Origin of the sequence: Brevibacterium rongguiense, assembly GCF_009857845.1 — a bacterium.
Classification (GTDB): Bacteria; Actinomycetota; Actinomycetes; order Actinomycetales; family Brevibacteriaceae; genus Brevibacterium; species Brevibacterium rongguiense.
The window spans coordinates 1-12700 of record NZ_WWEQ01000035.1; the positions used below are offsets into that span (position 1 = coordinate 1).

Sequence of the window (12700 nt, forward strand, 5' to 3'; positions counted from 1 at the left end):
CGGCCGCCGCCGAGGCGCACGAGGCGCTGGCCGCCCTGCCCGCCCGGCCCGCGGAGGACGCGGCCCCCGAGGAGCCGGACACCTCCGCCCGCGACGCGGCCGCCGCGCGGATCTCCGAGCTGGGCGAGCAGGTCATGGAGGCCCGCATCGCCCTGCGCGCCGTGCAGGACCGCGAGCGGTTCCTCGGCGACAGGGTCGCCTCGCTGCGCCGTCAGGCCCAGGCCGAGGAGGCCGCGCGCGAGCGCGCGCAGGCCGCCCACGCCGAGCGCGCCCGGCGCGCTGACCGGACGCAGGCGCTGGGTGCGATCGCGGCCGACCTCGCCGCGCACCTCGGCGGGGCGGAGGCCCAGACCGAGGAGCGGCTGGCCCGCTCGCGCAGCGCCCGGCGTGAGCTCGAGGAGGGCCTGACCGCCCAGCGCGCGGAGCGCGCCGCCGCCGCCGGTGAGCTCGCGGAGCTCACGAGCGCCGAGCACGAGGCCAGGCTGGCCCGCGAGCGCTTCGTCCTCCAGCTCGAGGAGCTCGGCCGCCGCGCCAGCGCGGAGATCGGGCTGTCCGCCGAGCACCTCGTCGAGCAGTTCGGCCCGCACCTGCCCGTGCCCCTCGAGGACGGTCAGGCGCCCTTCGTGCGCAGTGAGGTGCAGGCCCGCCACGCGAAGGCCGAGCGGGACCTCAAGGGCATCGGCAAGGTCAACCCGCTCGCCCTCGAGGAGTACGCCGCCCTGCAGGAGCGCCACGACTTCCTGGAGAAGCAGATCAACGACATCGAGGACGGGCGCCGAGACCTCATGGGCCTGGTCAAGGAGGTCGACCGGCACGTCGAGGAGGTCTTCGCCGCGGCGTTCGCGGACACCCAGCGGGAGTTCGAGCACATCTTCGCCCGGCTGTTCCCGGGCGGGGAGGGGGCGCTGACCCTCACGGACCCGGACGACATGCTCGCCACCGGCGTGGATGTCCACGCCCGCCCGGCCGGCAAGAAGGTCAAGCGGCTCTCCCTGCTCTCCGGAGGGGAGCGCTCGCTCGTGGCCGTCGCGATGCTCGTGGCGATCTTCAAGGCCCGCCCCAGCCCGTTCTACGTCATGGACGAGGTCGAGGCCGCGCTCGACGACCTCAACCTCTCCCGCCTGCTCACCGTCTTCCGCGAGCTGCAGGAGTCCAGCCAGCTCATCGTCATCACCCACCAGAAGCGGACCATGGAGATCGCCGATGCGCTCTACGGCGTGACGATGGGCGGCGACGGCATGTCGAAGGTGATCTCCCAGCGGCTCTCTCACGGAACTGACGCAGAAGCGTAATGGGATCTTGATGCCGCATCCGGCCCGTCGGGCCCAGTGCGGGGGAGCGCAGCCGATACGATTGTCCGAGTCCGCCGCGCGCCCACCCCACCTGTACCCCGCGCGCGGCGCAACGATGTGAGGAGCACCGCGCCCATGCCGGCACCCAACCTGCGAACGAGGACGCCATGGGCGTAGGCGGCCTCCTCGTCATCGTCATCGGGCTGGGGATCATCGTGGCGATCGGCGTCGTCATCGTCCTCCTCGTCGCGCTGCCCGGACTGCGCTCCGAGGGCAGGCTGGGCCCGTCCCAGGGCACGCAGCGCTTCCGGCTGCCCCAGCACTGGACCGGCTACGACGACGATGTGCACGGGTTCTTCGGCGGCGACGACGAGACCTCCCACCTCGCCACCCGCGAACAGGCCGCCGTCACCGCGATGCGCGAGCACTCGTACGCGCTGCGCCCCCAGCCGCGCCGCCACGCCGCGCCCAGCCTGTTCACGCTGCGCCCGCGCACCCGCCACTGGAAGGTGCCGGAGACCGGCACGGGCCTGCGCACGGCGCTCGGCCTGCTCTTCAAGTAGGCCACCCGCGGCCGGCGCCGCCCCGGCCCCGCGCAGCCAACGACCGACCACCGCGAAGCCAACGACTAGGAGTCCGACGTGGATCCGCTCAGCCTCATCGTCCTCGGCGCCCTCGCCGTCATCATCGCCGTCATCCTCTCCCTGGGCCTGCGCGGTCCCTCGGCGTCCGCGAAGGCGGCGCGTCAGGCCGAGGCCGAGCGCCGCGCCGCCGAGCCTGTCTCCACCGAGCCCGGCTCCCGGGGCGAGGGGGCGGGTGCCTCGGGCGCGGGCGACGACGCGGAGCCGGCGGCCCCGAGCGCGACCGGCGAGCACCTGAGCGAGCGGCCGGCGGAGACCCCCACGGCCCCGGCGACCCGGCTGGGCCGCCTGCGCGCGCGCCTGGCGAAGTCGAACTCCGCCCTGGGCCGCGGCCTGCTCGCCCTGCTCTCCCGTGACACCCTCGACGAGGCCACGTGGGAGGAGATCGAGGACACGCTCATCATGGCCGACCTGGGCGTCGACACGGCCGGCGAACTCGTCGAGGCGCTGCGCGAGCGCGTGCGCGTCATCGGCACCCGCGACCCGGAGACTGTGCGCGAGCTGCTGCGCGAGGAGCTCATCCGCGTCGTCGACCCGAGCATGGACCGGGAGCTGGCCGTGGCGGGACCCGACGGGGAGCCCGCGGTCGTGCTCGTCGTGGGCGTCAACGGCTCGGGCAAGACGACGACCGTCGGGAAGATCGCCCGCGTGCTCGTGGCCGAGGACAAGGACGTCGTGCTGGGCGCCGCGGACACGTTCCGCGCCGCCGCCTCCGAGCAGCTGACGACGTGGGGCGAGCGCGTGGGCGTCGAGACGATCCGGGGCCCCGAGGGCTCCGACCCCGCCTCCGTGGCCTACGCCGCTGTCGAGGCGGGCAAGGGCAGCGGCGCCGACGTCGTGCTCATCGACACCGCCGGGCGCCTGCAGAACAAGCGCGGGCTCATGGACGAGCTCGGCAAGGTCAAGCGCGTGGCCACCCGCCCGCTGTCCGAGGGCCACCGCATCGACGAGGTCCTCCTCGTGCTCGACGCCACGACCGGTCAGAACGGCATGAAGCAGGCGCAGGTGTTCGCGGAGGTCGTCGACATCACCGGCATCGTGCTGACGAAGCTCGACGGCACCGCCAAGGGCGGCATCGTCGTCGCCGTGCAGCGCGAGCTGGGCGTGCCGGTCAAGCTCATCGGGCTGGGCGAGGGCGCCGACGACCTGGCGCCCTTCACCGCCGAGGGCTTCGTCGACGCGCTGCTCGAGGGCTGAGGCGCGGGGCGCGTCTCAGTGCGCGGACGGGGGCGTAACACAGTATTCACGCCCGCGTGACCGGCGTTACATCCCCGAAACGAAACCCGACACGCTGCGTAACACCCATTCGCGAGACTGCTGTGCATTCCGCACCTCAAGCGAAGGGGAGGGCACATGCAGCCCGATGATGTGTGGACCCTGGTCAGCGGCGTCTGGATGATGATCGCCGCGGCCCTGGTCCTGTTCATGACGCCAGGCGTCGCGTTCTTCTACGGCGGCATGACGCGCGCCAAGTCAACGCTCAACATGATGATGATGAGCTTCTCCGCGATCGCGGTCGTGGGCGTCGTCTGGGTGCTCTGGGGCTACTCGATGGCCGCGGGCTCCGAGGGCGTCGCCGGGCTGTTCGCCAACCCCTTCGAGTACTTCGGGATGTCGCAGCTGCTGGGCTCCTCGGACCTCATCGCGGCCGGCTTCTCCGGCACGTTCGCGATCATCACGGTCGCCCTCATCTCCGGCGGCATCGCCGACCGCACGAAGTTCTCCGCCTGGCTCGTCTTCTGCGCCGTGTGGGCCACCCTCGTCTACTGCCCGCTGGCCTACATGGTCTGGGGCGGCGGCCTGCTGAGCGAGGACGGCTGGTTCGGCCAGACGTTCGGCGCCCCCATCGACTTCGCCGGCGGCACGGTCGTCCACATCAACGCGGGCGTCGCCGCCCTCGTCCTCGCGCTCATCCTGGGCAAGCGCACCGGCTTCGGCAAGGACCCCGCCCAGCGCCCCCACTCGATCCCGTTCGTCATGCTCGGCGCCGCGATCCTGTGGTTCGGCTGGTTCGGCTTCAACGTGGGCGCGGGTTCGAGCCTCGAGGAGATCGGCCTCATCTTCATCAACACCGTGGCCGCCCCCGGCGCCGCGCTCATCGGCTGGCTGGCCGTCGAGTGGCTGCGCGACGGCAAGCCCACCTCGCTCGGCGGCGCCTCGGGCATCGTGGCGGGCCTCGTCGCGATCACCCCGGCGTGCGCGAACGTCACCCCGCTGGGCGCGCTCGCGATCGGCCTGCTCGCCGGCATCGCCTCCGCGTTCGCGGTGGGCCTCAAGTTCCGCCTCGGCTACGACGACTCGCTCGACGTCGTGGGCGTCCACCTCGTCTCGGGCATCGTCGGCACCGTGCTCATCGGCTTCTTCGCCGCCCCCGTCAGCGAGGACGCCGCCTTGGGCCTGCTCTACGGCGGCGACGGCTCACAGCTGCTCGCCCAGGTCATGGCGGCGCTGTTCTCCATCGTCTTCACCGGCGTCATGACGCTCATCATCGGCCTGGCCATTCACAAGACGATGGGCATGCGGGTCACCCGCGAGGCCGAGGACGAGGGCGTGGACATCACCGAGCACGCGGAGACCGGCTACGAGTTCGGCGGCCTGGGCGTGGGCGGCTCGTTCAGCCCGCACCACCCGGGCGGCGGCTCCGCCTCGGAGCGCATCGCCGCGGCCAGCGCAGCCGATCCCGCGGCCCACCGCGGGCAGCCGGCGGCCGACGCGGGCTCGGAGTCCTACGTGGGGGAGCCCGGGTCCACCCGGCGGGGCACGGTTGACAGCGACCGCGAAGTGGAGACGATCGGATCATGAAGCTCATCACCGCCATCATCCGGCCCAGCGCCCTGGAGACCGTGCGCGCGGCGCTCGAGGACTTCGGCGTGCAGGGCATGACCGTCTCCGAGGCCAGCGGCTACGGCCGCCAGAAGGGCCACAAGCAGGTCTACCGCGGCGCCTCGTACTCCGGGGGCCTCGTCGCCAAGCTGCGCCTCGAGGTGTTGTCCTCCGATGCCGACTCCCAGGCGATCGTCGACGCGATCCTCGCCGCCGCCTCGAGCGGCAAGCCCGGTGACGGCAAGATCTGGGTCGTCGACGTCGCCGAGGCGGCACGGGTCTCCGACCGCTCCACCGGCGACGCGGCGATCTGAGCCGCGCGCCGCGCATCCCCCATTCCCCATCCCCACCGCCGCCGAGGTGCGGGCCGAGCGCGACTCGGTCCGCACCTCGGCGGCGGTGCGCGCCCGCCCGAGCGCATCCGGCGTGCGCACACGCGGGCTTGGTATCCTGGGCGGTGCCCGCCGCCCCTTGAGCGAAAGCTGCCACGTGTTCAACTCCCTCTCCGATCGGCTGACGACGACCTTCAAGAACCTGCGCGGCAAGGGCAGGCTCTCCGAGGCCGACGTCGATGCCACCATCCGCGAGATCCGCCGCGCGCTGCTCGACGCCGACGTCGCGCTGCCCGTCGTGCGCGCCTTCACCGGCCGCGTGCGCGAGCGCGCGCTCTCCGCCGAGGTCGCCCAGGCCCTCAACCCGGGCCAGCAGGTCGTCAAGATCGTCAACGACGAGCTCATCGGGATCCTGGGCGGCGAGACCCGCCGCGTGCACTTCGCCAAGCGCCCGCCCACGGTCATCATGCTCGCGGGCCTGCAGGGCGCCGGCAAGACGACGCTGGCCGGCAAGCTCGCCCACTGGCTCAAGGCCGACGGCCACCGTCCCATGCTCGTCGCGGCGGACCTGCAGCGGCCCAACGCGGTCAACCAGCTCGAGGTCGTCGGCTCGCGCGCCGGGGCCTACGTCTACGCCCCTGAGCCCGGCAACGGCGTGGGCGATCCCGTGCAGGTGGCGAAGGACTCGATGGAGGTGGCGAAGTCCAAGCTCTACGACGTCGTCATCGTCGACACCGCCGGCCGCCTGGGCATCGACGAGGAGCTCATGCGCCAGGCAGCGGACATCCGCGCGGCCGTGGACCCGGACGAGGTCCTCTTCGTCATCGACGCGATGATCGGCCAGGACGCTGTGGCCACCGCGGAGGCCTTCCAGCAGGGCGTCGACTTCACCGGCGTCGTGCTCTCCAAGCTCGACGGCGACTCGCGCGGCGGCGCGGCGCTGTCCGTGGCCGAGGTGACCGGCAAGCCCATCATGTTCGCCTCCACCGGCGAGGGCATGACGGACTTCGAGCAGTTCCACCCCGACCGCATGGCCGACCGCATCCTCGACATGGGCGACATCCTCACGCTCATCGAGCAGGCCGAGCGCACCTTCGACAAGAAGGAGGCGGAGAAGCTCCAGAAGAAGGTCGAGGCCGGCGAGGACTTCGACCTCAACGACTTCCTGTCGCAGATGGCCGCGATCAAGAAGATGGGCTCGCTCAAGAAGATGATGGGCATGATCCCGGGCATGAGCCAGTACCGGGAGCAGCTCGACAACTTCGATGAGCGCGAGGTCGACCGCATCGAGGCGATCGTGCGGTCCATGACCCCGCAGGAGCGGGCGAACCCCAAGCTGCTCAACGGCTCGCGGCGCGCCCGCATCGCCAAGGGCGCCGGCACCACGGTCACCGCGGTCAACCAGCTCATGGAGCGCTTCTCCCAGGCCCAGAAGATGATGCGCCAGATGCGCAGCGGCGGCGGCGGGATGCCCGGCATGCCGCAGATGCCCCAGATGCCCGGCGGCGCCGGGCGCCCCGCACGCGGGAAGAAGAAGCCCGCGGGCAAGAAGAAGGCCGCGGGCAAGTCGGGCAACCCCGCCAAGCGGGCCGAGGAGGCCAAGCAGGCCCAGCTGCGCCGCGAGGGCAAGGCGCCCAGCAAGCAGGGGGCCGCGTTCGGCGGAATCGACCTGGACGAGGGCGAGTTCGACCTGTCCAAGCTGCCGAAGGGCTTCGGCGGCATGGGCTCGAGTGGCGGGCGCTGACGCTCTCTGGCACAATGATCGTTTGTACTCGGCTGTCCGCGGGACCCTCTCAACCCGCTGCGCAGTCCAGTTGGCACGATGCGCACCGGACGCTTCCGTCCCCACAGACGCAGGTGGGCATCGAACACTAGTTTCAAAAGGAGACACCACTACAGTGGCAGTCAAGATTCGCCTCACCCGCATCGGCAAGGTGCACGCCCCGTTCTACCGCGTTGTGGTCGCCGATTCGCGCACCCGCCGCGATGGCCGCGCCATCGAGGAGATCGGCAAGTACCAGCCGCTCGCGAACCCGTCGGTCATCGAGATCGACTCGGAGCGCGCGCAGTACTGGCTCTCCGTGGGCGCACAGCCCTCGGACCAGGTCCGCACGCTGTTCAAGCTCACCGGTGACTGGCAGAAGTTCACGGGCGAGGGCGACGCGGAGAACAAGGTCAAGGGCCAGCCCGCGAAGTCCGAGTACGAGGCGCCCGCCGCCAAGTCGGTCATCAAGGAGGTTGTCGTTCCGGACAACACCGCCGATGACGAGGTCCAGGAGGCCGCAGAGCAGGCCGAGGACATCGCCGACGAGAAGCTCGCCGAGGCCGACGCGGAGAAGGCCGAGGCCTGAGCGTGCTCGCCAATGCGCTTGCCCACCTCGTGCGCGGCATCGTCGACTACCCCGACGACGTCGACGTGCGCGACCGCAACTCCAACCGCGGGCGCACCCTCGAAGTCCGCGTGCACCCGGAGGACCTGGGCCGCGTGATCGGCCGCGCCGGGCGCACCGCGAAGGCCCTGCGCACCGTCATCGGCGCCGTGGCCGGCGGTGAGAACGTGCGCGTGGACCTCATCGAGGTCTGAGCGGCAAGCCGCAGAAAGGGGGCCGGATCCAGCTGGATCCGGCCCCCTTTCGCGTGCGCGGGGCGGTCTTGCGCGCGGGCGCGGGCGGGCTTGCGCGCGCGGGCCTGCGTGCGGGTCAGCCGTGCTGGACGGCGCGCAGTCGCGAGGTGCTCTTCTCCGCCGCGTCGATCTTGAGGTCGAGGAAGTCGCCGGCGCCGGTGACCATCCCGATGCTCGCGCGCTGCGGCGCGCCGGACGCGCCCGCGGTGGCAGACCCGGTCGCCTGCTCCGTCCACGCGACTTCGCCGGTCTGGGCGCTCAGGCCGATGACGGTGCCCAGCGTGGCGATCTGGAGTTCGTCGACACCGGGCACATAGCGCATGGCCGGTGCGGGATCGTCTGTCCCCTCGGAGCCGCCGGCGCCGGCTGCCGAGGCGCTCGCGCCGCCGCCGGCGCGCCCGAGGGCGGCCGTGAGGTCGGCCTTCTTCAGCTGCCATGCCGTCTCACCGGTCGCGGCATCGACGGCCTCGACGGCGGCCTCCTTGCCCAGGAGCGCCACGAGGGGCGACTTCCCCTCGCGGGGGATGAGCGGATCGCCGAACGAGGTCGCGGCCCCGTCCCCGGCATCGGCGTAGTCGCCCTCCTCGGGGACGGGAGCGGGATGCTCCCAGGGGTCCGGCAGCGTCACCGGGAGTGCCGCGTCCGCTGCTGCGAGCAGGGCGCCGCGGTAGACATTGCGGCCGCGGCCCTGCGGCAGTGCGATGCAGTAGATGTAGCCCTGGGCGCTCACCGCGGTGGTCGCCGGGCACGGGGGCTGGGCGCCCGTCGACGTTATCGTGACCGCGCCCGTCTTCCCGGATTTTCCTGCATTCGCGGGGTTCCACTCATCGACGTGGACCATGAGCGTGGTCTGTTCGGCTCCGTCCGCGCTGTAGTCGAGGACGTAGTCGCGGGCGCCGAGCGCGCGCAGGTGGACCCTCTCGCCCGGGGTGTAGCCGCGCGCGGTCAGCGAGTCCTGCCCGCCGCTCACGAGCGGGGCGTCGCTCGTGTGCCCGGTCGCCGCCTCGGTGACGCTCAGCCCGGGGTAGCCGCGGTGGGAGACGATGCGGGCCACGCCGGTCCCGTCCGCGGTGGCCACCGCCGTGTCGATGACATTGATGGAGCCGTCCTTGGCGGCCCATGCCCGCTTGCCGGACGCGCGGTCGATGCCCACGAGCGTCGTGATGTCCGGCAGCGAGGAGTTGGAGCGGTCCGTGCACGCGCTCGGCGGCGCGGAGAGCTCCTCCCCGTTGGCGTCCTCGGAGCCGTAGGAGAGGACGAGGGGATTGTCGCCGCTGAGCAGGGGGTGGGTGCGCGAGGCGCTCACGAGCGTGAAGTGGTCGGCCGGCGCACAGCGGTCGATGCTCGCGGCGTCGAAGGTCCAGGCCCGGTTGCCGCTCTCCCAGTCCAGGGCGGTGACGCTGCCGTTGGGCAGCTGCGCATAGATGCGGTCGGCGTCCGCCACGACGACGGGCTCGTAGGTTCCCACCATCTTGACCTTGGGCAGGTCCCACTTCTTGCCGCCGGAGGCGTCGTAGACCGCGAGCCGCTGGGTCTCGTCGTTCTTCAGCACGACGAGACCGTCCTTGGCGGTGACGATCGAGGAGGCGAAGGGCAGGTCGATCCACTCGCCCCAGTGGGGCTTCGCCCCGGGGCTGCCGTGGTCCCCGGGAGGGGCGCCCGGCAGGAGCGAACAGCCGGCAAGAGCGATGGCGGCCGCGGCGCTCACCGCTACGGCAGTGCGGCGGACAGCCACCGCCCTCACTGCGCGACCACCGCTCGCACACGCGAGGACGAAGCCCCGGTGCCGGCGTCATCGACCTTGACGTCGATGAAGCCGCCGTACCCGGTGACCATGCCGATCGCCCCGCCCTTCATCGCCTCACTCCACTTCACCCTGCCGGTCTTCGCATCGAGGCCGATCACGCTGCTGCCCAGTGCGATCTGCACCTCGTCGACCCCGGGCACGTAGCGCGGTGTCAGGGCCGCCTCGGTGCTGGACTCGGCAATGGACTCGGCGTCGGAACTCGGCGCGGCCGTCGCGAGCGCACTGCGATCTGCGCTCCAGACGGACTTGCCCGTCGTGAGGTCGAGGGCCTGCAGCCCATTGCCGGCCGGCACCGCGACGAGCGCAGCGGCGCCGTCGCGCGGGATGACGGGGCTGCCGAATGAGGAGGGCCCGCCGTCGTCCCCGCCGCCGTCGTCCCCGCCGCCGCTGTCCTCGGCCGAGTCGCCCTCCCCGCCGGCGGTCGAGCCGAGCTCGTGCTTCCACGGCTCGCCCTGCTGCTCGCCCACCTGCTGGTCCGGGGCTGCGAGGAGCCTGCCCCAGACGGCCGTCGTCCCAGAGCCGGGGAGGTCAGGTCCGAGGAGGCAGTACACGTAGCCCTGCTCGCTCGTGTGCACGCTGTACTCGCAGCCCGGCGACTCCGGGATCGGGTCGATTGTGACCGAACCCGCGGAGCTGGACCCCTGCGCAGCCCACGTCTTGACGGTCACCTCCGTGGTCTCGAGCCCACCGCCCACGGGATCGGAGTCGGCGCTGGCGTCCTGTGCGTAGAAGCGGCTGCCGCCCTCGGGGATGACCTGGACATGGCCGCCGGGCTCGAATCCGTACCCGTTGAGGCCCGTGAGCTCGGCGGTCTCCGTCTTGCCGCTGTCGAGCGCGGTCCGCTGCAGGGCCGGGTAGCCGTGGTGGTAGACGACGCGCGCCAGGGACGTGCCGCCGGGCACCGGCACCGCCTCGCCCAGATCGGTGCCAGCGCTCTCCTTCGACCGCCACGTCTCCTTCCCCGTGCCGCGGTCGATGCCGAAGACGGTGGCGAGGTCCGGGCTGCTCGCCGCGGATTCCCCCTCGCACCCCGCGGGCAGATCGACGCTCCCACCGTCGCTGGCCCGCCCCGTGGTCTCGTCGTAGCCGGGGCGCAGCTGCGGCTCGCGCGAGAGCACGAGCGGTTCGGAGCCCTCGAGCATGGGAGAGCGCCGGGCGGCGCCGACAAGCGACAGGTGGTCCGCGGGAACGCACCGGTCCGCGTCCCTCGTGCGAAACACCCACTTCTCCTTGCCGTCGGCCCAGCCGAGTGCTGCGATGGAGGAGTCCGCGCGCTGGACGTAGACGGTATCCGCGTCGGCCTGGACCAGCGGTGCGCTGTCGTGCACGAACCGCGGGGCGGGGAGGTCCCACTGCTTCTCGCCGCGGGCGTTGTAGACCGCCGCGGTCTTCTTCTCCGCGTTGGCGATGACCGCGAGCCCCGGCTTCGCCACGACGACCGTCGTGATCCCGGGGAGGTCGAACCACTCACCCCACTGCGCCGCAGCGCTCTGGGTGGCTCCCGCGCCCGGGTTGCCACCGGGGATCGGGATCATGCTGCAGGCGCTCAGCGCCAGAGCCGAGGCCGTTGCGATGGCCACGGCAGAGCAGCGGCGCAGGGCACCGGCGCGCGGCGCCCGCGGGGGAAAGTGGTGTGCACGTGGGTGTCCCTTCTCGAGGCCTTGCGGTTCGTCGTCCGCTTCTCGAAGCATATGCGCAACCCCTGACTTGCGGGGATGCGTTCGGCACCGGACCGCTAGGCTTGCCCCATGAGCCACGTTGTCGCCCGCCTGGGCAAGCCGCACGGAATCCGCGGCGAGGTCACCGTCGAGGTGCGCACCGACGATCCCGACGAGCGCTTCGTGCCCGGCGCGGTGTTCTCCACCGAACCGGACATCGGAGAGCTCACGCTCGCGCGCGCCCGCTGGCACCGCGACCGGCTGCTGCTGACCTTCGACGAGATCCCGGACCGCAACCGTGCCGAGGAGGTCCGCAACACCCTCATCGGCGTCGACGCCGAAGCCGATGAGGCCGAGGACGCCTGGCTGATCGAGGACCTCGTGGGCGCGCAGGCGATCCGTGCGGGCGAGGTCGTAGGCGAAATCGCCGACGTCACCACCGGCGCCGCCCAGGACCTGCTCCACCTGCGCCTGCCAGACGGCCGCGAGGTGCTCGTCCCGTTCGTCGAGGCGCTCGTGCCGGTCGTCGACCTCGAGGCCCGCCGCGTGGAGATCGATCCGCCGGACGGGCTGCTGGAGGGCTGATGCGCATCGACGTCGTCTCGATCTTCCCCGAGTACCTCGCCCCCTTGCGCCTCTCCCTCATCGGCCGGGCGATCGCCGATGGCGCCCTCGACCTGCGGGTGCACGACCTGCGCGACTGGACGCACGATCGGCACCGCACCGTCGACGACACCCCCTACGGCGGCGGTGCGGGCATGGTCATGCGCCCTGAGCCGTGGGGGGAGGCGCTCGACGCGCTGCTGGATGCGCACGGCGCGGAGTCCGCCGGGACCACGGACTCCGCCGACGGCGGTGCCGCCGGCGCCGCCGGTGGTGCGGCCACCGGTGAGACTGCCGGGGACCGCCCGGTCGTCCTCGTGCCCTCGCCCGCCGGGGTCCCCTTCACCCAGGCCCAGGCCGCAGAGCTCGCCCAACGCAGCCGGCTGCTCTTCGCCTGCGGGCGCTACGAGGGCATCGACCAGCGCGTCGTCGAGGAAGCGAGTGCGCGCGCCGAGGTGCGCATGGTCTCGATCGGCGACTACGTCCTCAACGGCGGCGAGGTCGCGACCATGGTCATGATCGAGGCGATCGCCCGCCTCATCCCGGGCATCATCGGCAATCCGGAATCCCTGGCCGAGGAGAGCTACAAGGACGGGCTGCTCGAATACCCCGTGTACACGAAGCCCGCGCAGTGGCGGGGCCGCGAGGTCCCGGAGGTCCTCCTCTCCGGCAATCACGGCGCGATCGCGCGCTGGCGCCGCGACCGCCGCCTCGAGCGCACCGCGCGCGTGCGCCCCGACCTCCTCGCGGCCCTCGAGCCGGAGCTCAGCACCGCGGACCGCGCGGCGCTGGCCGCACTCGCCGAGACCTCGGCTCCGGAGGCCGACGGGCGACTGGCAGCGCCGGGCGCAATCGACTAAACTCGGGCCTTGCGTTTGCTGGTTCCCGCCTGCCTCGGAGGGCGGAGGGCCTGCGGCCCTG

General features: G+C 72.3%; 12 protein-coding genes. 10 read left to right on the top strand and 2 right to left on the bottom strand.

Annotated elements, in window-relative coordinates:
• The 8 genes from GSY69_RS08860 to GSY69_RS08895 form a co-directional block, all read left to right on the top strand.
• Window positions 1–1292, top strand: a 1292-nt coding sequence (locus GSY69_RS08860) for an AAA family ATPase (RefSeq protein ID WP_160953499.1), incomplete at its 5' end; no start/stop codon positions are given.
• Between the two features lie 167 nt (window positions 1293–1459).
• On the top strand, window positions 1460–1855 hold the full coding sequence (locus GSY69_RS08865; protein ID WP_160953500.1) for a hypothetical protein: 396 nt from the start codon (window positions 1460–1462) through the stop codon (window positions 1853–1855).
• A 78-nt stretch (window positions 1856–1933) separates the two neighbouring features.
• A complete protein-coding gene (ftsY, locus tag GSY69_RS08870; RefSeq protein WP_160953501.1) occupies window positions 1934–3130 on the top strand; it encodes a signal recognition particle-docking protein FtsY in 1197 nt (398 codons plus the stop codon).
• A gap of 156 nt (window positions 3131–3286) precedes the next feature.
• The gene (locus GSY69_RS08875) at window positions 3287–4735 is read left to right on the top strand and encodes an ammonium transporter (RefSeq protein ID WP_235936426.1); all 1449 of its coding nucleotides are present in this window, start codon (window positions 3287–3289) and stop codon (window positions 4733–4735) included.
• Window positions 4732–5070, top strand: a complete 339-nt coding sequence (locus tag GSY69_RS08880; protein ID WP_160953502.1) for a P-II family nitrogen regulator — start codon at window positions 4732–4734, stop codon at window positions 5068–5070. The genes GSY69_RS08875 and GSY69_RS08880 overlap by 4 nt, the downstream gene beginning before the upstream one ends.
• Window positions 5071–5245: 175 nt before the next feature.
• The gene (ffh, locus tag GSY69_RS08885; protein ID WP_160953503.1) at window positions 5246–6832 is read left to right on the top strand and encodes a signal recognition particle protein; all 1587 of its coding nucleotides are present in this window, start codon (window positions 5246–5248) and stop codon (window positions 6830–6832) included.
• Window positions 6833–6986: 154 nt separating this feature from the next.
• A complete protein-coding gene (gene rpsP, locus GSY69_RS08890) occupies window positions 6987–7439 on the top strand; it encodes a 30S ribosomal protein S16 (protein ID WP_160953504.1) in 453 nt (150 codons plus the stop codon).
• Window positions 7440–7441: 2 nt separating this feature from the next.
• Complete coding sequence (locus GSY69_RS08895; protein WP_160953505.1) at window positions 7442–7672, top strand: RNA-binding protein; 231 nt, start codon at window positions 7442–7444, stop codon at window positions 7670–7672.
• Between the two features lie 115 nt (window positions 7673–7787).
• Here the strand turns inward: GSY69_RS08895 and GSY69_RS08900 are convergent, their stop codons facing one another.
• Together GSY69_RS08900 and GSY69_RS08905 are read right to left on the bottom strand one after the other, a co-directional pair.
• Window positions 7788–9446, bottom strand: coding sequence for an outer membrane protein assembly factor BamB family protein (locus GSY69_RS08900; protein WP_160953506.1), 1659 nt, complete (start codon window positions 9444–9446; stop codon window positions 7788–7790).
• Window positions 9447–9451: 5 nt separating this feature from the next.
• Window positions 9452–11098 (bottom strand): outer membrane protein assembly factor BamB family protein, encoded by a 1647-nt coding sequence (locus tag GSY69_RS08905; protein WP_160953507.1) that lies wholly within the window; start codon window positions 11096–11098, stop codon window positions 9452–9454.
• Between the two features lie 168 nt (window positions 11099–11266).
• Here GSY69_RS08905 and rimM point away from each other — a divergent pair, with 168 nt between their 5' ends.
• Together rimM and trmD are read left to right on the top strand one after the other, a co-directional pair.
• On the top strand, window positions 11267–11761 hold the full coding sequence (gene rimM, locus GSY69_RS08910; protein WP_160953508.1) for a ribosome maturation factor RimM: 495 nt from the start codon (window positions 11267–11269) through the stop codon (window positions 11759–11761).
• Complete coding sequence (gene trmD / locus GSY69_RS08915; protein ID WP_160953509.1) at window positions 11761–12639, top strand: tRNA (guanosine(37)-N1)-methyltransferase TrmD; 879 nt, start codon at window positions 11761–11763, stop codon at window positions 12637–12639. The genes rimM and trmD overlap by 1 nt, the downstream gene beginning before the upstream one ends.
• The last annotated feature ends 61 nt before the right edge of the window (window positions 12640–12700 follow it).

Bases quoted from the DNA above. Each gene is read 5' to 3' on its own strand.
- GSY69_RS08875 (WP_235936426.1), top strand. From the start codon at position 3,287: ATGCAGCCCGATGATGTGTGGACCCTGGTCAGCGGCGTCTGGATGATG.
- GSY69_RS08880 (WP_160953502.1), top strand. From the start codon at position 4,732: ATGAAGCTCATCACCGCCATCATCCGGCCCAGCGCCCTGGAGACCGTG.
- GSY69_RS08865 (WP_160953500.1), top strand. From the start codon at position 1,460: ATGGGCGTAGGCGGCCTCCTCGTCATCGTCATCGGGCTGGGGATCATC.
- trmD (WP_160953509.1), top strand. From the start codon at position 11,761: ATGCGCATCGACGTCGTCTCGATCTTCCCCGAGTACCTCGCCCCCTTG.
- rimM (WP_160953508.1), top strand. From the start codon at position 11,267: ATGAGCCACGTTGTCGCCCGCCTGGGCAAGCCGCACGGAATCCGCGGC.